The sequence below is a fragment of the Acinetobacter sp. CAU_H_S170_2 genome (assembly GCF_058890445.1).
Genome location: NZ_JBZYAE010000001.1, coordinates 2,217,655 through 2,237,014 on the forward strand (window position 1 = coordinate 2,217,655; position 19,360 = coordinate 2,237,014).

Consider the following 19,360-nt stretch of genomic DNA (forward strand, 5'->3'; position numbering starts at 1 on the left):
CTATGCCAGCTTATGGCTTGGCTGCCTGACCTAAGTACTGACTCACCTTTTTCGCCTGTTTGGCATCACTCCACCAATAATCCAAACCGACATGCAACTGTGGACTCCGTGCTGGTTTTTGATACATGTTCCAATAGGCATACCATTGATCCGCTTTACCATAGGTCGGTATTTGATAATAACCTGCACGCAACAAGCGATCTAAAATACGCGTTTGCACGACCACTTGCTTACGATCAGGCGCTTGAATCAACTGTTGAATCATCTGATCAATCACCGGATTTTGAATACCCGAATAATTATAATTTCCCACCTGATGGGCTGAAGCACTGCCCCACAGTTGCACCTGTTCTTTACCCGGTGTCAAAGACTGCGGCATCGTTTGTAGGGTCATATCAAAATCTTGAGTACGCATCCGCTCATAGTACTGCGGTGTATCAACCTGTCGAATGTTCAGCTGTATTCCTAGGCGCTTTAGATGGCGAACAAAAGGCGTAATTTCACGTACAGCATCACTCGGCTGAATCAGAAATTCAAACTGAATCGGCTTATTTTTCCGATCCAACAATTGCCCTTTGGCATTATATCTATAGCCGTTTTTTAATAAAATCTGTCGTGCGATAAGCAAATTATTTCGATTATAGCCCGATCCATCTGAAGCTGAATAACGCCAGTTCTTTAAAACGCCATCTCGCTGTACGGGATGCAATTTCGCCAAATAAGGCTTTAAGATTTTGATTTCAGCAGCCGAAGGCACACCCTTCGCCTCTAGTTCACTATTAGAAAAATAACTTTGCAAGCGTTGATATTGCCCATAGAACATCGCTTTGTTTTGCCACTCAAAGTCGTAGGCATAAGTTAAAGCTTGGCGAAAATAAATATCTTGAAAGGGCTGACGACGGGTATTAAACACAAAACTTTGCGTCGGTATCGGATTGAAATGCTTAAAGCGATATTTTTTAACGAGACCTTGTTTTACTGCAGGAAAATTATAAGCAGTCACCCATTGTCGTGCGGACTCTTCCTCATGCAAGGTATATAAACCCGCCTTAAATGCAGTAAAAGCAATATCTTTGCTACGATAATACACATAACTCACGCGGTTAAAATTATAGCGCCCTTGGTTGGCCTTTAAATCTCTGGCCCAATACTTTGGATTACGTTTATAAACAACCCTCTGCCCTGCATTGATTTTCTCTAAGAGATAAGGGCCTGATCCTAAAATCGGTTTGATCGAAGTTTTACTAAAATCTTTGCCTTGCCAGTCTTTTTTGGAATAAATTGGCATTCTGGCCACAATCAAAGGCATTTCCACATTATTCCGGGTTTTAAAATGCATTTTGACGCTGTATTTGGACAACACTTCTGTCTTGGCTAAATCTGACAAATACATCTGTAAGCCAAAATTGGATTTGCTTTGAAAGATATCAAAACTGAACTTTACATCGGCTGCGGTAACAAGACTGCCATCACTAAACCGTGCGTTAGGGTTTAAATGAAAAATGATAGCGTTAAAATTTTTCGGGTCATAGCTGACCTTTTCTGCCAGCAACGGATACATCACCGCAGGCTCATCCAAAGAACTACTCATAAGTGAGTCAAATAAATAGTTGGTTCCCTCAACCGCAGTACCGCGACCATTCATGCTGTTTAAGTTATCAAAACTCCCAATGACTGCACGTGTTAATTCGCCACCCTTCGGTGCCTGCACATTGGCATAAGGCAGATGATCCAATTGGCTGTATTTCGGCGTACCATAAGGTGCAATAAAAGGCATGGTCTGCAGTGCAGACCATGCCTTTAAAGGAATCGTTACAAGGCTGAACAGCAAGAGTGTTGTTCTAACCGTCATCGAAGCTTTCTCTGAAATTGCATTTCAACTCAATATTAGTTCGGCACCTTAATTACATCGCCAATGCGCAACTGCGTATTCGGTTTAATGTCATTGAGCTCAGCCAATTGCGAAGTGTCCATACCATAACGACTTGCCAGTCCAATTAAGGTATCGCCACGTTTTACTGTGTACTGCGTAATCAGTTTCGGGATTTGAATGGTCTGCCCAACTTGTAAGCCTGCACGTGCACTCAGGTTATTTAAACTAGCAAGCTCTGACACCGACATCCCAGCACGGCTTGCAATTGAGTTTAACGACTCGCCTGACTTCACTTTATAAGCTTCAGTTGCTCGACCTGAAGTTGCTTGTGATTTTGCTGCCACAGTTTCTGTTTTGACTGGAGCTGAATCAACATCACCTTCAATTTTCAAACGCTGACCGACACGAACATTCGCCGTCCGACTCAGGTTGTTCAATTCAGCCAAATAGTTCAGTTGCAAATGATATTTACGTGCAATGCTATTTAGGGTTTCACCCGATTTCACAACGTGAATATCGGTTGAGTTATTACTTGCAGTGGTTTGTTTTTCGACTGTTTTCGGCGTTTCAACAGCAGGCACTTCACCGGTTAATTTGAGTTTTTGACCTGCACGTAAGCCTGCTGTACGACTCATGTTGTTGAGGTCAGCAATATAATCCATACCCAAATTATATTTCGAAGCAATCGCAGTTAACGAATCTCCTGACTGAACGGTATAAGTATCTGGCACAGTTGAACCCGCAGGGATCTTAATACTTTGACCCACTTGTAAACCGCTATTGGTTGACAGATTATTGAGATCAGCCAACTCCGACAAGCTCATCTTCGACTGTGATGCAATGCTATATAATGTGTCACCACGTTGTACTTTATAACTTTCAACTTTGAACTGTGGCTCAGCTTTGACTGGAAATGCTTTGGCACTACTTGTCGTTAAGCTTTTGACATCATTGAGTGGCACATTAATTTTTTGTCCCACCAACAGGTTGCTGCCCGCATTTAAACCTGGTGTTAAATCTGCCAATTCTTGATTTGACAGCGCATAGCGGTCTGCAATCAGTTTCAGATATTCGCCACGTTTCACCGTATACGACTGGGTTGCCACTTTGGTTGGGCTGCTAGTTTTTTCATCGTTGGATTTAGTACGGGATTGAGCTGTTTCTTTTAAAGAAAGCTTTTGCCCCACACGTACACCACTCGTTACGCTTAAACCGTTATAATCAGCCAACTGTTTTAAGCTTAAACCGAACTCATCCGCGATACCGGTTAAGGTATCATTGGCACGAACAGTATAACTCTCAGGTTTAGTCTCAGCTTTCACGGTAGAACGTACTTCTACTTTTTCAGCTTGTGGCTTTGCATCATATAAATAAATCGATGTACCGACATAAAGTGTGGCATTGGCATCCATTTGGTTCCACTTCGCCACATCACGCCAGTTCACCCCATTTTTGGCAGCAATCAGCGCCAAAGTATCACCCGGTTGTACGGTATAAGTTGAACGTTTACCTTTTGGCGGAACAATTACAATTTCAGAGTCAGTCTTAACAAAATTTTTGCCTTGATTACGCTTCACTTCATCTGAATCTAAACGAGTATTGTCAGCCACAGATTTTGGATAAGCAAAACCTTTGGTTAACTCTTTACCTTGCAGCTCTGCCACAGACTGACTGGTTTGAATTGCGGTGAGCTTAATTTTACCATCTAAAGGATCCACAATTTCTGTGCCTTGAGGGGCCAAAGCTTGAATTTCAGCTACCACTTCAGCTTGCTCTGCTTTCGTCGCAACTGGTTTCAGAACTTCATCGACAGTTTTGCTTTGACCTTCAGCTTGAATTGCCGCGGTTAACTGCTCACGTTCTGCTACTGAAATTGGTGGTTCAACGGAAACTGGTTTCACTGGGGTCGCTGGCGTCACCGCAACTGGAATACGCGGCGCACTTGGAATATCGCTATTGGCAGCAAAAGCAGCCAGTGCATTAGAACCCTTAGGCGTTGAACCACGAGGCGGCGTAGAGATAGCTGCACCGCTTGACGACGTAACCACAGATGAAGTGGTAGGCTTTCCTGTTGTGGTTTTTGTGGTTGTCGTCGCTAAAACAGGTGGTGTAGTTTTCGACGGTGTGATCGCTTTGGTATTTAACCTCGGTGATTCAATTTTGCTTGGTTGAATCGTTTGGTTATTTTCAGGCAGTTTGGTATTTGCAGATGCCCACAAGCCGCCTGAACCACCCTGTAATTTTTTCAAACGTACATCCACTGAAGGGCTCAAATCCGCAGGAATTAAAATCCGCATTGGACTTGCACCATCAATCCATTCACCACGGTGTCCCGGATTTAACTGATACAGCTCGGCACGACTTAAACCGGTAATCGACGCAACTTCATTTAGACTCACCGCGCCCACAGTGACTTCTCTAAAGTGCGGACGATTGGCAATCGGCGGTAAATTGATGTTATAGGCATTTGGATTTTTAATGATCTGCGCAACCGCCAAGAAACGTGGCACATAGTTCATGGTTTCTTCAGGCAGTTTTAATGACCAATAGTCCGTCGGCAAACCTGCGGCTTTATTACGGTTAATCGCTTGTTGAATACGGCCCGGACCTGCATTATAAGCTGCTAGGGCAAGTTCCCACGAACCGAACTGGTTATATAAACTGCCCAAGAACTCATACGCAGCCCGTGTTGACTCCACCACATCACGGCGTCCGTCATATTGGCTACTTTGTTTTAAGCCATAAATACGTCCCGTACTTGGAATAAACTGCCATAAGCCGGCAGCCGCAGCACTACTGGTTGCAGCAGGATCGTACGAACTTTCAATCACAGGCAGAAGAGCCAGCTCTGTTGGTAATCCGCGACGCTCGGCTTCTTTAACGGTGTGATACAAATAACGTGAAGCACGTGCACTTAAACGATCCAAATACGGTTGACGTGAAATGAACCACCCGCGCTGTGCATCAATACGCGGATTCCAATGATCGCTGTTCATTTTAAAGCCCACGGTCATACGCTTCCAAACGTCACCGTGCTTTAACACCAACAGGCGATCCCCTTCCACCGCACGCATGTCGGTTGCAGAAAGTAAATCTTCTAAAGAATCTAGACTATTTGCGTCTAAGTAGTTTGATCCGACTTGTTTGGATTTAGATGTTTGCGTTGCACTTTGCGTCGAGGAGCAACCAGCCAGTCCAAGTGTCGCGAGAGCTGAACCGAGTACTGTAATTTTAAATAATGTCGGTAACATCGGTTGGCCAAAAATGGCAGCTGACTTATACATAAGAAAATCCAAACAACTCGTATAAAATTTATTTTTTAGATCTGCCATTGTAGTAAAGCACGCCGCAGACACAAGGCGTTAATTTAACTTGAAATCAGTATAAATGTTACAAGAAATTAAAAAAGCTGCATCTTATACACTTCTCTAGTGCATTTGCGTTATACAATGGTGCCCGCTTAGTTTTAATTTTCAGTTTACGGAAGTTGTGTATGTCACAAACAATTACCCTGTATGTCGATGGTGCTTGTCGTGGAAACCCTGGTCTTGGGGGATGGGGCGCCTACATTATTACAGAAACTGAAGAACATAAACTGTGTGGCGGTGAAGACAACACCACCAATAACCGTATGGAACTCACCGCGGCCATTGAAGGCATTCTTTTTTGCCCAACCGATGCAAAGTTGGTTGTCTGGACAGATTCAACCTATGTCAAACGCGGCATTACCGAGTGGATTACGGGTTGGAAAAAGAAAAACTGGAAAGATGTTAAAAACCCAGATTTGTGGAAAAAACTCGATGCAGCCTGCCAAGGCCGTGATATCGACTGGCACTGGGTTAAAGGCCATGCAGGTCATGAAGGTAACGAAATGGCAGATCAATTGGCAAACCTTGGTGCCGATCAAACACAGGCTCAACTTCGTCAGTCTAAAACAGCGACAACAGAACCGTCTGTAGATAAAAAAAAAGTTGAACCAGACTGGTTGTTAAACGACCCTTTTGGTTTAGGTTTCGATGACGAAGAAGCCGATGACAGCGAAGATTTAGCCGAAAGTGAAATACACGTTACAGAACAAGAGCCAAGTTTAGTCGCTGAACCAGAACTTGCTACAACAACTCAGTGTTCTATTGAACAAACGCCTGAAGTTGTGGCAAGTGTGGATTTAACACAACTCAAACAACATCCACAAATTGTGATTACTCCACGTAAGGTTGAGGTCTTTGGACCTCGACAGCTCATCCTCGATACAGAGACCACCGGTTTTTATTATCAAGATGGCGATCGCATTATTGAAGTTGGTGCGATTGAAATGGTGAACCGGAAGCTCACAGGCAGCTCTATTCATATCTACATCAACCCGAAAAAACCTGTGGGCGATTCTGAAAATGTCCACGGGATCTCTGATGACTTTTTAAAAGATAAACCGCTGTATCAAGAGATTGCTGACACTTTATTTGCCTATCTCAAAGGTGCGGAAATCATTGCGCATAATGCAAGCTTCGATATGAACTTCTTAGACATGGAGTTCAAGCGTGCAGGATTTGTTGCACTTTCTGAAGTTTGTGCAGTGACAGATACCCTCGCGATGGCAAAATCTAAGCATCCGGGGCAAAAAAACTCACTCGATGCCTTAGTTCGCCGTTACGAAATTCCACAGCGTGACCGTACCTTCCACGGGGCCTTACTGGATGCTGAAATTCTAGCCGACGTTTACTTGGCTATGACAGGTGGTCAGGTTTCCTTTGATATGGATGCCCTGTCACATAGTGAACAACAAAATGGGCAAAGTCAGCGTCAAACACTGGATATTGAACTGGCGGTAATTCACCCTTCAGCCGAAGAACTTGAAGCACATGAGACTTGGGTCAAACAATACCAAGAAAAACATGGCACACCCTGCCTTTTTGCCAAATAAATTCTAAAGTTTTTGTTAACTTTTGTATTACAAGATTTTTCAGTTAGGCTATAGTGATAAACAAGTTGCTATGCCTTCTTTGGGCCGCATATAAACACGATAAAACACTAGGATAGGTGCAGATCAATGTCTTACCAAACCTCTATTCATTTTGATCCAACGGCGCTGCTGATAATAAAAAATGAAGTGGATAACTCCATTAAGCTGGTTGAATCAGCTGTGAGCACCTTAGCGGAAGATCAGACTTTACCTTTTGGAATTGACGATGCATTAAACCAATTTGAGCAATGTGCTCAAGTGCTTGCATTGATTGATATGTCGAGCTTAGCCAAAATTGCTGAATATTCCGCAGAGCTTATGCGCAAGATCATGGGGAATCCTGCACAGATTAATACGCAAGATGTGATTGCACTCAGCGAAGGCACGACCATGCTGAAGCGCTATATTGAATTCATTTGTTTAAGAGAAGTGAAAATTCCACAGTTTTTACTCGACACCTTAAACCGTCTTGAAATTGCATTAGCAAAGCCTTTAACGCAAGAAGGTCAGCACATCGAGTCCTTACTAGACTGTATCACCCCAGATTTCAGCCTCCCTCAAGCACCAAGTCTTGAAAAATCTCAATATGTTCACCGCCTGTACAAGCTGTCTTTAAGTCAAATGTTGAAACAAGAAGAAAGCGAACTTGATTTACAAGCAATGAAATTGGTGGGCACTTATTTAGCGGGTCTAGCAGAACAAACGCCGAGTAAACAATATTGGAACTTGGTCTATGTTGCACTCAATCAAATTGAACAATTGCTCATTAATGAACCACGTTTACGCACTCTGATTAGCATCGAACGTAACATTGCACAGTTCTTTACTGCGCCTGAACGTTTCAAAGCCAGCCTCACCGATCTTGCCAACATTCTCAGCTTATGTATCAGCCAAGAAGACGAAGTGTCTCAACACATCCGTGGCAAACTCAATATTGGCGACGACCTACTCACAGATACGCAGCTGCAAGTTTTCAGTCGTCATCTGTATGGCCCAGATTTCGACACGATGCATACCATTAGTGATTTGGTAACCACCGAAATGTCGCAAATCCGCAATGACATTGAGTACAACTACCAAAACATGACCCCTGAAAAGACCCAAGAGCTCCAAGCAAAACTGGTCGATTTGGCGAACATTTTCAAAGTATTGAACTTAAATGAAGCGCATAATGACTTAAACCGTCAAGCAGCATCACTTAGTCAAGCAGATATGCTGAAAGATGAAGGTTTTGCGCAGCAGTTGATGAACGTGATCTTGTCGGCAATGAACTCGATTGGCGTGTTAGAACGTCACCATACTTCAAGCCGCCTACAGCTTCGTGTGAACAACATGAATATTTCACTAGACCGTTTAGATGAAGCCCATGCTGCTTTATTGACTGAGACTAAAACGTCTATTGACTTAAGTAGTCAAGCGTTGGCGCAATATCAGCAAGAACAAGATTTAACTGCTCTTGAGAATACTCCTGCACAACTACGTGAAGTTGCTGGCGCAATGCTGTTCTTAGGCGCTGAAAATGGTCAAACTGCTCTGAATCTTTCAGCAGATTTTGTGCAACAACAAATCACGGCTGAAACTGCGCTCACTGCCGCTCAGGTGAATCATGTACTTGATGCTCTCGCAAGTGCAGATATGCTGATTGATAACTTAAAAAACAAACAGCCTGTATTACACAGTATGTTTGATGTAGCATTGAACAGTAGCCAAAAACTAAAGACTGTTGCCTAATGTCAGAACTTTCACTTGCTTATATTTTCCACCAACAACAATTGTTGGTGGACCATAACTTTCAATTGCCTCGTGTAGAAAAGCTAGCAAGTGATTTAAGTTTTCACTCGGATGATCAAGTGATTGCCCGAGACCTGCTAGACAATGAGCCGATTCCTGATGGCTTAGAACTCATCCCAATTCGCCAGTTGCTTCCACTCTGGAGCACCAAACAATTCGAACAGGCCAGCCGAGCTATTCAACTGTTAGAATGGCGTCGCAATCATAAATTTTGTAGTCATTGCGGCCACGCCACAGAAGCGCATGCCAGCGAATATGCCATGATCTGCCCTGCCTGCGGTTATCATCAGTATCCACGAGTACAACCCTGTGTTATCACCGTCATTACACGAGGTGAAGATGAAATTCTGTTGGCAAAAAATGCGCGTAATACCCGTAGCAATATGTATGGGTTGATTGCAGGCTTTGTTGAAGTCGGTGAAACCTTAGAAGAAGCGGTACGCCGCGAAACCTTGGAAGAAGTCGGCATTCAAGTTAAAAATATTCAATACTTGGCGAGTCAGCCTTGGCCTTTTCCAAGTAACTTAATGATTGCGTTTAAAGCAGAATACGCATCGGGTGAGCTTTGCTTACAAGAAGAAGAAATCAGCGATGCCCAGTTCTTTAAGTTTGATCAATTGCCTGAAATTCCGTTCAAAGGCAGTATTGCACATGCCATGATCATGCATGCGACAGAAGGCACAACGGTCGCAGATGATACACGTGAGTGGCTGTAAGCTCACTCACCATCGCTACAACAAATACATTTTAAAACCTAATTAGTGCTTAAGCGCATCCTCGAGCGCCTGCATAATTTTTTGCTTGGTCGTGAAGTAACGACTAAACAAACTCGATACCGAACCAATCATTGAAATATGACCAATGCGTGGCACCGTCCAAAGTTGACTGTAGTTGCCTTTTTCTTTCAATCTACGATCCAAATCAACAGCATTGCTTAACCCAACAACATCATCATTCTCAGCAACCAACAGATAATGTTTAACCCTATTCGACTCGACGAAATAATATGGCATCACTTCTTGATAAGGTCTGTTCTGATCAAAAGCATCCGCACAAATTGGATCACCTTTATAGTCAAAATGATAAGGGCCTGCCAAACCAATAATAGCAGTAATTTGACTGCGGCATTGTATTTCATATGGCTTCGGATGATAGAGCGCAGACATCACATTAAACGCGCCCGCAGAATGCCCCATCAACACCACTTTTTCCGTTGAAATTTGATATTTAAGCTGATGTACATTGAGATAATTTAAAGCCAAGCTGAGATCATCAATAGAGGCAGGAAAAATATGCTCAGGCGCCAAGTGGTAGTTAATTACAGCCACATCAAAGCCTTCTTTTGCAAAGGCTTCTCCAATAAAACGATAATCTTTTTTATCGCCATGCATCCATGCGCCGCCATGCACAAATACGATCAGAGGTCGGTGTTCACGCGGTGTTTGTGTACGAAACAAATCTAAACGATGTCGCGCGCGTAGCCCATAGGCCACATTTTCTTGGACCGAATAACCCTTACGCGGTGTTAAACGGTTTAAGGCATAACTACCGACATCATAAATACGAAAGTCACGATAGAGTAATCTTGCATACTCTACCGAACGATTCAGTCTTTGAACAAAAGGCTGAAGCTTATTGAACATTATTTGGCTCAACTTGGTCTGGGTCTATCGCAACAGGCGTTTGCTCTGTCGGTGTTGAATTAATCATTGGTGATGCAAATGCACTGGTCGTTTGCGTCTGTTGCTCTATATTATCCACCAATGTGATAATTTTAGTCACATTCCCCACTTGCTGTAACACTTGGTTTAAATCGGTAATTTCAGCACCATTTAAACGTCCCATCACATATAACACGCCATCTTCGGTGTGAATACGCACTTTCGCATCTGAAACAACAGCAGCTTTCATGATCAAGCCACGTGTATTTGCTGTAACTGAGGTGTCTTGCATGATGGTGCTATAACTAATTTGGTTTCCAACTGTAATGTAGTTATGCACGGTTTTGACATCCGACATCGCACGTACATTGTCTTCAGCCAATTGACGTAAGTGTTGATCGGGTACTTGTCCTGTTAATAAGACATTGCCATGAAAACTTTCGATATTGACACGTGACTGTTTAAAACGACTGTCCAATTTATATAAGTTAATTTTTGCAGTACGCTCAATTGAAGAGTCAATAAAGACCTGCCCTAATGAACGTGCACCGCTTTCTGTTCCTACAGCGGCTGTTCCTGTCCCACCCGAAATGAAACTTGCACATCCAGATAAACTTGCGACGCATAATACGGTCATTGCAATACGATTGAACACTCAGCAAGACTCCTCAACTTTTCAAACTATTTTAATTCAGCATTTCAGCTTTGATTTTGTTCAAAGATTAATAAAGTCTTGATCAAAAGTAAAAGCATTTTCTATCCATTGCTGATCATAAGTGAATTTTGAAAAATCTTGCTGTATGGTTTTTGCAATTTCTTTAAAAAAATCAAAACAAATCACATCAAAGCGGCAATAATATTGCTGGAAATGTGGATGATCTTGTAAAAATAACATGGCCGTTTTTGCTATTTTGCGTTGTTTTGAATAGGAAATTGTTTCAATAGCCTGCGCAAAACGCGTTTTTGAGCGTGCTTTGACCTCAACAAAAACCAATTCCTGCCCTTTTTGTACAATCAGATCAATTTCACCAAAGCGCGAGTGATAATTGGACTGCACATGAACATAACCCTGTTCTTCTAGCACAGTCAAAGCTTGTTGCTCTGCCCATTGTCCCAGTTTCATCTCTTTATCTTCCCTACTTCGTTTTTATTTTTTTAATCATCACATTTCGAAAAACTAAATATCGATCAAAAATCTCACGTCTTGATGTTTAAAACCACTGCTGTGAGTCTCTCGAACCAAACAATTCATTTCATTCTACGTTTTAAAGCCTTTTTGGCGTTTAGATTTCAATCGAATGTCTTCCCGACTCCTGCAAATCCATCGCCGACAATATTCTAACTCACGCCACGACGGACAATTCAGGTAGAATGCTTATCGTGGTATCGGTTGAATGCATCAAAGCACTCAAGCCAACCTATTATTTTATTATTTTGCAGCGCGGAGAAAACCCATGAGTGCCCAGTTATTTGTAGTCGCAACCCCTATTGGGCACTTAGATGACATGACTTACCGCGCAATTGATGTACTAAAATCAGTCAAAATCATTGCTGCTGAGGATACACGAACTTCAACACAATTACTGAAACACTTTAATATTCAAACACCTCTCACCGCATGCCACGATCATAACGAAAGCAACAAAATTGACACCCTTATTCAGCGTTTGTTGAAAGGTGAAGATATGGCGCTTATCAGTGATGCAGGAACGCCTCTTATCAGTGATCCAGGTTTTAAATTGGTTCGTGCGGCACAAGAGCATAATATCCGCGTAATCCCTGTACCGGGCGCATGTGCTGCCATTGCAGCTTTAAGCTCAGTGGGCTTACCAAGTGATCGTTTCAGCTTTGAAGGTTTTTTGTCTTCTAAACAAACCCAACGACTGGCAAGTTTGGAAAAGCTCAAAGACGAAACGCAAACCCTTATTTTTTATGAAGCACCACATCGTATTTTAGACAGTGTCAGTGACATGGCTAAAGTCTTTGGTGCTGACCGCCCTGTCGGTTTTGCCCGTGAAATTACCAAAACCTTTGAAACCATCAAGAAGATGACATTAGGTGAGTTGGTTGAATTTATTGCAAACGATCATCATCAACAAAAAGGTGAGATTGTATTGGTTGTTGGTGGCGCGACCACTGAAAAAGATATGGCACAAGAAAAACTCGACCAGCTTTTAACGCGTCTCTTACAAGATTTGTCAGTGAAAGCTGCATCACAGTTAGCGGCTGATTTGACAGGTATTAAAAAGAAAATTGCATACCAACGCGCTTTAGAACTAACGCAAGATCAGGCTGAATAGGCTTCAATAGCTTAGAATAAAAGTACTGTTTTTATTGTGAATGAAAAAAATAAAGAGCAACAGACGTAAGTGCTTTGGCCTTTCTCTGCTGCTCTCCATGTTAAGCGGTTCCATGTGAACCGCTTAACTCAAATTATGTAGTTATATCATTTAAAATTTATAAGCATGTGTATGGGTTGACTGATCGTCAGTTATAATCTCTATCGAATTAGCTTGCTTCTTGGTAAATACGACCGCCGGGTAGTTGGCAAAAGTATTGTTTCAATGCATCCAAACAACGATGGATCTTCATCGGCTGTTGCTCATGCTTTGAAATGATGGCATATAGCGTAAAGTTAGGGAGCTTCCACTCTGGAAGAACTTCCACTAAAGAACCGTTAACCAATTCTTTTTGCACATCCAAATATAAAATACGTGCAACCCCATGCCCATGTTGGCATAAAGTCTTTGTCACTAAAATATTATTACTGGCTACTCTTGATTTCATCTCAAGTTTAACCGCGTCACCTGTCACCACATTTTTAAAATCAAAATCATGATTATTTTTCATAATCGTGATCGGAATAAGATCATGATTTTTCAAATCTTCAGGTCGTGAAATTGGTGCAGACTGATTCAAATAGCTCGGTGAAGCAACCAAAATCTGTTCCACACGCGCCAGTGGCACGACATGTACACTTTGATCGTCAACTGTTGGGCTCATTCTTAGGGCAATATCAATTCGCCCATTCATCAAATCCACATAATGATTATCTGCTTCAATATGAATAGATAATCCGCGATGTGCAGACATCCAATGCGACAAAGCAGGAATCACATGATTGGCACCTAACTCTGGCGTAGTGGCTATTCGCAGCTCACCCACAAGATCATCGCGCAATTCATTGATACGTATTTTGCCACGTTCAGCAGCGGCGAGCATTTCTTGACAGCTGTGGAAAAAAGCTTGGCCTGCTTCAGTTAAATTCAACTTTCTTGTTGAGCGATGTAAAAGAACAACTTCCATCTCTTGCTCTAAAGAACGAATTTGCTGACTCACAGCACTTGTAGTGATGCCTAACTCACGCGCGGCCCCACTAAATGAACTCTTTTCAACAACACAAGCAAAAACACCCATTGCCCGTAGTTGATCTAACATAAAATTCTCTCTGGATTCATGAGAAGTTTTCATCTATTTGATAAAAACAACTCATTGTATTATACGGTGAATTTTTTGCGTTGCATCCAGATTTTTTAATTTAATGGTAAAACTATAGTCGGATTGATTGGCTTGCCATCTAAGCGTACTTGGAACTCTAACATGGTGCGCGTTGCACCTGTGGATCCCATTTCAGCAATTTTCTGTCCTGCCGTCACATTTTGACCGCTCTTCACATTCATTGCACTGTTGTGTGCATATGCTGTGATATAACCATCAATATGCTTAACCAAAATTAAGTTCCCATATTCTTTCAATCCGTCTGCTGCATACACCACTTGGCCATCTGCTGCTGCATAAATTGGATCACCTTGGTTACCAGCATAGCGAATACCTTTTACATTATTTGCTAAATTATAACCTTGCAAAACAGCGCCGTTACTTGGTTTTACCCAGCGTAAAGTTGAACTTTTCGAGCTCGCAACAGGTGCGGTCGGTACTTTAGCAGGAGTTGTTGTAGTTGTGGTGGTCGTATTTTGACTCGGGAGACCAATATTTTGACGTTGAATTGGAGCGGTTTGTGTAATAGGTTGCGTCGTGGTTGTACGCGGACTACCCGAACCTTTTAAACGTAATGACTGCCCCACATAAATACGATACGGCGCAGCAATATCATTCATGTCTGCAACAGAGGTATAACTCAGCCCATAACGAGTTGCAATACCGCTCAGCGTGTCGCCTGAACGAACTGTATAATAGTCTGGTGCTTTCGCAAAACGTGTTGCATTGTTAACCTGTGGTTTAGAAGCACAACCACTCAAAATAACAGTTGAAACTACAGCTGTGGATAACACGACAGTTTTCAGTAGTGCTGTAGGAATTGCAATGAAACGAATTTGAGACAACACAGACATTTATCTTACTCTCTAAAAATACAAAAAAATAATCAGTTTAATTTGCGCTAAGATTAGCAAAAAAGTATGTGAAAATAGTATCTCTGCGCGTATTTTCACAAAGTTATAACAAACAGCTGAATACATTCCTTGTATTGCTCAGCTGTAGCGCCTTTTAAGCACTTATTTGCCCTTGTAATGCATGCAAAACTTCATAGTTGGTTGCATCCATCTGAATAGGCGTAATACTCACAAAACCATTCGCCACAGCGAAAAAGTCTGACTCTACCTCATCATAACCTCTTTTCGGTTCTGCCACAGCTTCACCCGCAAGCCCAATCCAGTACACTTGACGACCACGTGGGTCAACATGACTGGTAATCGGCTTAGACTGACGACGACGTCCTTGATAAGTAATTTTAGCGCCCTGTAACTCAGCGACATCTGGAATATTAATATTTAAAATATGGCGTGGTGGCAGTGCTGGCAAACCTTGTTTCACAAAGTCATGCACCCACTGTGCAGCATGATGATAATCTTCTGGGCTGTTGTACGATCGCACTTCAGGGCCCGCAAGTGATACCGCAATGGCTGGCTGTTTCATCAGTCGCCCTTCAAAGGCTGCTCCGACTGTACCTGAGTAGAGTACATCATCACCCAAGTTTGCCCCGCTATTGATACCACTAACAACCAGATCAAACTCAAAGTCAAATAAGCCATTCATGGACAAATAGACACAGTCGGCGGGTGTTCCATTGACTGCCCACATGTCGGGTGCAATTTCGATTGGGCGTAAGGGGCGATCTAAAGTCAAAGCACTGGAAAAACCACTGCGTTCACTTTCAGGTGCTACAATCACCACGCGACCTAATGGACGTAAAGCATGTGCGAGCGCTTGAATACCTGGTGCAAAAACACCATCGTCATTGGCTATTAAAATATTCACTGATGGATCTTCTTAAATCTATATGAGTCGGTAAAAGCCTTATACATCTATTTTGCACTCGTCTTCGTCTTTTTAATCTTTACGGGTAGCTTGAAAAAACTAAATCTTTAAAGCGAAAAGAAAAGCTATAGAGTCCTCGATGCAGAACGACTATACATTGAGATCAGGCAATCTGAAAAGATGAAATCATTGATCTGGGTGAGTACTTTAATCTTGCATGAGCAGAGTGCAAAAAAAGAGAGAGCCTAAAAACAGAAGAAGCTCAGCATACGTTCTATTACAGAAAATGCTTTTAAGTGTTTTGATATTAAGCCAATTTATTCGCGTTTTTTACTCATTTCGGATAACAAATCCAGTTGTATTTCTTGTATTTGGGTTAACCTATTCCACTGATGCATCAACAGATGATCTAGTTTTTCATTTAAGTGTTGAATTTCTAACTCTGCCTTTAAATTAATTTTATAATCGTTTTGCGAACGCAATCTGTCTTTGGCTTCCTGTCTATTTTGGCTCATCATAATCACGGGAGCTTGAACCGCAGCAATACAGGATAAAATTAAATTTAATAAAATAAAGGGATAAGGATCGGCAGGATGCGTAACCATGACCACTGTATTAACAATAATCCAAATGGCTAGGAAAGTCGCAAAGCACATGAGAAAAGCCCAACTACCGCCAAAGGTCGCAATTTTATCTGCCAGCCTTTCCCCTAAAGTCCAATTTTGATCCAACTGGTTTTCAACATTCTTGGTGATCACTTCATGTTGTTGCAAACTTTTAATCACCTCATATTCAAGATCAGTCACTTCCCCCTTTTCAGACTTTAACAGGGAATGAACATACTGAATTCGATACTTGGTTAAGTCTGCTTGGCATATATAACTTTGAGGCGACCATTCTGGAAAATCATGTGAAATTTCTTCGGTAATAGATTTTCGTATTGCCCCCATAGGAATGAGGTTTTTAATGAGGAATTTCTGCCCACAGACTAAACATTCATGACTTTGATTTTTTTCGCTCATGCTCGTTCTCTTTTATAATCATTATTGGTTTTGGGGAGATAAACATCATCGAACAAATTTTAAACCAATGTCAAATTTTCACCATCACTCAGAGTAGCTCCTCATTAAGATTTTTCTAGACAGTAGCCATGAATAAAAAAATGCCACAGATATAATCATGATTCTGTGTCTTAAATAAGGCTAAACAAGTTCATATCATCAGGCTAAAAATTAAAAAAATCCAGCTTTAGAGCAAGGAGACAATCAATGCCTAACTCCGCAAGGCCTATGCGTTTAGGTCTACTTTTTCACGCCATATTACTCACAGGTGTCGCAGCTAATGTAGATGCGAATACACCCTCTGTAGTGTTGAGTTCTTCCAAAAATTTTATGTATCCAGATATAGATCATGGTCTAAGTGAAAGTCTTTATCCGAATGAGGCCGCCACTGCTAAAGAAATCGCGAATATCATTGAAATGACGATCCGAAAACAATATGCCACAGATATCGCACTACGTGATGCACACCCTAAAGCACATGGTTGCGTACGCGCAGAATTTAAGATAAACGAGACATTGCCTCCAAACATGGCTTATGGTGTTTTTATTCCGGGGAAAACTTATCAAGCATGGATTCGTTTTTCGAATGGATCGAGTAATGCAAAACAGGCGGATATAAAAAAAGATGCACGCGGCATGGCGATCAAACTTTTAGCCGTGCCAGAGAAAAACCTTTTAGATGAACCTGCGCCTACGCAAGATTTTATCATGGTCAATCACCCTGTATTCTTTGCCAATGACCCTGCTCGTTATCTATCATTTATGCAAGATATCAATAGCGATCGTTTTCTAAAAAAACTGCATGTCCCTTTTGCATTAGGAGCTAAAGGCACTTGGATTGCCTTGAACACTAGAAATAAAATTTCAAATCCACTGCAAACCAGATACTGGTCTATGGTGCCCTATCAGTTAGGAGTTGGCGATCATCGTCAAGCAGTAAAGTACTCTGCTCGTGCATGTTCAAGCGTTGTTAGCCCGATTCCAGTTACTCCTCAAAAGGACTTTTTAAGAGAGGCACTTCGAACGACCTTACAAGACCGTGATGCCTGCATGGAGTTTTTAGTACAACCTCGAACATCCAACTCAATGTCTGTTGAAGACTCGATGACGGAATGGAAAGAAGACCAAGCCCCTTTCTATAAGGTGGCCACTATTCGTATTCCTCAGCAAGTTTTTGATACCCCTGAGCAAAATAAGTTTTGTGAAAATCTATCCTTTACACCATGGCATGCATTAGCTGAACATAAACCACTGGGTGCGATAAACCGAATGCGCAAAGTCATATATGACCAGATTAGTCGCGTCAGACATGAGATGAATTCGGCTAAACAAACAAACGCTAACAATGTCGAAGATCAATAAGGAGTCCTATGGTTAAACTCAATGGCCTGTTAATCTGTGTGTCTAAAGAAGAAGTCTGTATGGTGATAGAACTCCTTCCAGCGCATATTGAATTAACTCATCAAGAAGAAGGCTGCATTTCTTTTGAGGTCAAGCAAAGCCTCGACCCTTTTATCTGGGAGGTGCAGGAAGTGTTTGATAGCATGAAAAGTTTTAAGCATCACCAAAGTAGAACGGCCTCGTCCATTTGGGGAGTGAAAACGCAAAATATTAAACGGCAGTACAAAATATCTGAGGGTGAATAAGGTTTAAGTTTCTAGCTATAAAATGACAGGTCTATGACTAAAACTTGAAATAGCCCTCAAATGAAAGCTCTCTCTATTCAGATCATAAAATTTAAAAATGTTCTGCACTAAAAAACACAATGAAGAATAGCGGTTTTTGTATGGATCATCATGCATTGATCAGGTGTTAAAGCTAAGAGCTTTTTTAGTGAGCAATCGCTGCTGCTTTGGGTTTAAAAGCCACCAAACAAAAGACGATAAAAGCACATAGAACAAAGGATGCGCCAAATCGACTCAGATCCAACCCTCCGTGACTAATGGGCTTATCTAGGAAATCCCCCAGTACGGCACCTAATGGTCGCGTGAGTACAAATGCAGCCCCAAATAAGAAAGTTCTAGAGATTTTGGTCCACATATAAAGCATGGTCAGCAATAAAAGTAAACCGCCAAAGATAAGTGCTGCACTGGTATAGCCCAGCCCTTGTGTATCTGCTGTCCAATCCCCTAGCGCTGTGCCCAATGTTTGGGAAAACATGATGGTCAGCCAATAAAACGCTTCACTTTTGGAAGATTGAATACTTTGTACCGCAATTGACCCGCTGCTGTAGTACCACGCCAATAAAGATAAAATAAGTAAGCCGAATAAGATTAAGCTGCCACCTAAATAGCCCAGTCCTAAGGTACGATCAACATAGTCCGCTATAGTTGTCCCTAGAGTTGTTGTTGCAATAATTGTAGACCAATAAAAAAATGCATTATATTTTTTGGCCTTAATCTGTGCCGCAACGAATATTGCAAAAATAATGGCGAAGATGCCCGTACTTACGATATATCCCAGATTAAGCGACATGGATAAGGCATCCCCCGCTGTTTCACCCAGTGTTGTTGCCGCAATTTTAATGATCCAAAACAACAAAGTGACTTCAGGCACCTTGCTCAACAACTCATGCAGTGTTTTTTCCTCAGTCATGATACGTACCCAAACCTTATTCTTTTGTCTATGCTGAATAATAGTGCTCACAACTGAAACCAATCTTAAATTTCAAAGACCTCGCCCATAGAGGCTGTTTATGGCTTTCAACACCACAACATCTATAGACTTTTCATTCGCTTTA

16 protein-coding genes are annotated in these 19,360 nt (G+C 41.9%); 6 read left to right on the plus strand and 10 right to left on the minus strand.

The window, feature by feature from the left end:
* Positions 1–10: 10 nt before the first annotated feature.
* On the minus strand, positions 11–1,852 hold the full coding sequence (locus AC5EUN_RS11000; RefSeq protein ID WP_010326358.1) for an extracellular solute-binding protein: 1,842 nt from the start codon (positions 1,850–1,852) through the stop codon (positions 11–13).
* Between the two features lie 35 nt (positions 1,853–1,887).
* The gene (locus AC5EUN_RS11005) at positions 1,888–5,157 is read right to left on the minus strand and encodes a LysM peptidoglycan-binding domain-containing protein (protein WP_279731652.1); all 3,270 of its coding nucleotides are present in this window, start codon (positions 5,155–5,157) and stop codon (positions 1,888–1,890) included.
* Between the two features lie 209 nt (positions 5,158–5,366).
* Between AC5EUN_RS11005 and dnaQ the strand changes: the two genes are divergently transcribed.
* The 3 genes from dnaQ (at position 5,367) to nudC (ending at position 9,337) form a co-directional block, all read left to right on the plus strand.
* On the plus strand, positions 5,367–6,791 hold the full coding sequence (gene dnaQ, locus AC5EUN_RS11010) for a DNA polymerase III subunit epsilon (protein WP_010326356.1): 1,425 nt from the start codon (positions 5,367–5,369) through the stop codon (positions 6,789–6,791).
* Positions 6,792–6,917: 126 nt separating this feature from the next.
* Entirely contained in the window at positions 6,918–8,561 is a 1,644-nt protein-coding gene (locus AC5EUN_RS11015; protein WP_010326355.1) for a hypothetical protein, read from the plus strand.
* Complete coding sequence (gene nudC / locus AC5EUN_RS11020) at positions 8,561–9,337, plus strand: NAD(+) diphosphatase (protein ID WP_010326354.1); 777 nt, start codon at positions 8,561–8,563, stop codon at positions 9,335–9,337. The genes AC5EUN_RS11015 and nudC overlap by 1 nt, the downstream gene beginning before the upstream one ends.
* Positions 9,338–9,379: 42 nt before the next feature.
* Here the strand turns inward: nudC and AC5EUN_RS11025 are convergent, their stop codons facing one another.
* Genes AC5EUN_RS11025 through AC5EUN_RS11035 form a run of 3 tightly spaced genes read right to left on the minus strand, consistent with a single transcriptional unit; the run spans position 9,380 to position 11,405 of the window.
* A complete protein-coding gene (locus tag AC5EUN_RS11025) occupies positions 9,380–10,264 on the minus strand; it encodes an alpha/beta hydrolase (protein WP_010326353.1) in 885 nt (294 codons plus the stop codon).
* A complete protein-coding gene (locus tag AC5EUN_RS11030; RefSeq protein ID WP_010326352.1) occupies positions 10,254–10,937 on the minus strand; it encodes a BON domain-containing protein in 684 nt (227 codons plus the stop codon). Before AC5EUN_RS11030 ends, AC5EUN_RS11025 begins: the two co-directional genes overlap by 11 nt.
* A 60-nt stretch (positions 10,938–10,997) precedes the next feature.
* Complete coding sequence (locus tag AC5EUN_RS11035) at positions 10,998–11,405, minus strand: YraN family protein (RefSeq protein ID WP_005399780.1); 408 nt, start codon at positions 11,403–11,405, stop codon at positions 10,998–11,000.
* 331 nt (positions 11,406–11,736) lie between these two features.
* On the opposite strand from AC5EUN_RS11035, the gene rsmI reads away from it, so the two are divergent.
* A complete protein-coding gene (rsmI, locus tag AC5EUN_RS11040; protein WP_010326351.1) occupies positions 11,737–12,582 on the plus strand; it encodes a 16S rRNA (cytidine(1402)-2'-O)-methyltransferase in 846 nt (281 codons plus the stop codon).
* Positions 12,583–12,790: 208 nt separating this feature from the next.
* Here rsmI and AC5EUN_RS11045 read toward each other — a convergent pair whose 3' ends face one another.
* The 4 genes from AC5EUN_RS11045 to AC5EUN_RS11060 form a co-directional block, all read right to left on the minus strand.
* Positions 12,791–13,720 carry a LysR family transcriptional regulator gene (locus AC5EUN_RS11045; protein ID WP_010326350.1) on the minus strand — a complete coding sequence of 310 codons (930 nt, stop codon included), beginning with the start codon at positions 13,718–13,720 and terminating at the stop codon, positions 12,791–12,793.
* A gap of 95 nt (positions 13,721–13,815) precedes the next feature.
* Entirely contained in the window at positions 13,816–14,634 is an 819-nt protein-coding gene (locus tag AC5EUN_RS11050) for a peptidoglycan DD-metalloendopeptidase family protein (RefSeq protein ID WP_010326349.1), read from the minus strand.
* 154 nt (positions 14,635–14,788) lie between these two features.
* Complete coding sequence (surE, locus tag AC5EUN_RS11055) at positions 14,789–15,559, minus strand: 5'/3'-nucleotidase SurE (RefSeq protein WP_005399784.1); 771 nt, start codon at positions 15,557–15,559, stop codon at positions 14,789–14,791.
* A gap of 317 nt (positions 15,560–15,876) precedes the next feature.
* A complete protein-coding gene (locus AC5EUN_RS11060; protein WP_010326348.1) occupies positions 15,877–16,581 on the minus strand; it encodes a DUF1003 domain-containing protein in 705 nt (234 codons plus the stop codon).
* 246 nt (positions 16,582–16,827) lie between these two features.
* Between AC5EUN_RS11060 and AC5EUN_RS11065 the strand changes: the two genes are divergently transcribed.
* Both AC5EUN_RS11065 and AC5EUN_RS11070 read left to right on the plus strand, forming a co-directional pair.
* On the plus strand, positions 16,828–17,982 hold the full coding sequence (locus tag AC5EUN_RS11065; protein ID WP_029574985.1) for a catalase family protein: 1,155 nt from the start codon (positions 16,828–16,830) through the stop codon (positions 17,980–17,982).
* Positions 17,983–17,990: 8 nt separating this feature from the next.
* On the plus strand, positions 17,991–18,266 hold the full coding sequence (locus tag AC5EUN_RS11070) for a putative quinol monooxygenase (RefSeq protein WP_010326346.1): 276 nt from the start codon (positions 17,991–17,993) through the stop codon (positions 18,264–18,266).
* A gap of 184 nt (positions 18,267–18,450) precedes the next feature.
* Here AC5EUN_RS11070 and AC5EUN_RS11075 read toward each other — a convergent pair whose 3' ends face one another.
* Positions 18,451–19,215: a COG4705 family protein gene (locus AC5EUN_RS11075; RefSeq protein ID WP_010326345.1), complete on the minus strand. Its 765-nt coding sequence runs from the start codon at positions 19,213–19,215 to the stop codon at positions 18,451–18,453.
* Positions 19,216–19,360: the final 145 nt, after the last annotated feature.

Bases quoted from the DNA above. Each gene is read 5' to 3' on its own strand.
- AC5EUN_RS11000 (WP_010326358.1), bottom strand. From the start codon at position 1,852: ATGACGGTTAGAACAACACTCTTGCTGTTCAGCCTTGTAACGATTCCT.
- AC5EUN_RS11005 (WP_279731652.1), bottom strand. From the start codon at position 5,157: ATGTATAAGTCAGCTGCCATTTTTGGCCAACCGATGTTACCGACATTA.
- dnaQ (WP_010326356.1), top strand. From the start codon at position 5,367: ATGTCACAAACAATTACCCTGTATGTCGATGGTGCTTGTCGTGGAAAC.
- AC5EUN_RS11015 (WP_010326355.1), top strand. From the start codon at position 6,918: ATGTCTTACCAAACCTCTATTCATTTTGATCCAACGGCGCTGCTGATA.
- nudC (WP_010326354.1), top strand. From the start codon at position 8,561: ATGTCAGAACTTTCACTTGCTTATATTTTCCACCAACAACAATTGTTG.
- AC5EUN_RS11025 (WP_010326353.1), bottom strand. From the start codon at position 10,264: ATGTTCAATAAGCTTCAGCCTTTTGTTCAAAGACTGAATCGTTCGGTA.
- AC5EUN_RS11035 (WP_005399780.1), bottom strand. From the start codon at position 11,405: ATGAAACTGGGACAATGGGCAGAGCAACAAGCTTTGACTGTGCTAGAA.
- rsmI (WP_010326351.1), top strand. From the start codon at position 11,737: ATGAGTGCCCAGTTATTTGTAGTCGCAACCCCTATTGGGCACTTAGAT.
- AC5EUN_RS11045 (WP_010326350.1), bottom strand. From the start codon at position 13,720: ATGTTAGATCAACTACGGGCAATGGGTGTTTTTGCTTGTGTTGTTGAA.
- AC5EUN_RS11050 (WP_010326349.1), bottom strand. From the start codon at position 14,634: ATGTCTGTGTTGTCTCAAATTCGTTTCATTGCAATTCCTACAGCACTA.
- AC5EUN_RS11060 (WP_010326348.1), bottom strand. From the start codon at position 16,581: ATGAGCGAAAAAAATCAAAGTCATGAATGTTTAGTCTGTGGGCAGAAA.
- AC5EUN_RS11065 (WP_029574985.1), top strand. From the start codon at position 16,828: ATGCCTAACTCCGCAAGGCCTATGCGTTTAGGTCTACTTTTTCACGCC.
- AC5EUN_RS11070 (WP_010326346.1), top strand. From the start codon at position 17,991: ATGGTTAAACTCAATGGCCTGTTAATCTGTGTGTCTAAAGAAGAAGTC.
- AC5EUN_RS11075 (WP_010326345.1), bottom strand. From the start codon at position 19,215: ATGACTGAGGAAAAAACACTGCATGAGTTGTTGAGCAAGGTGCCTGAA.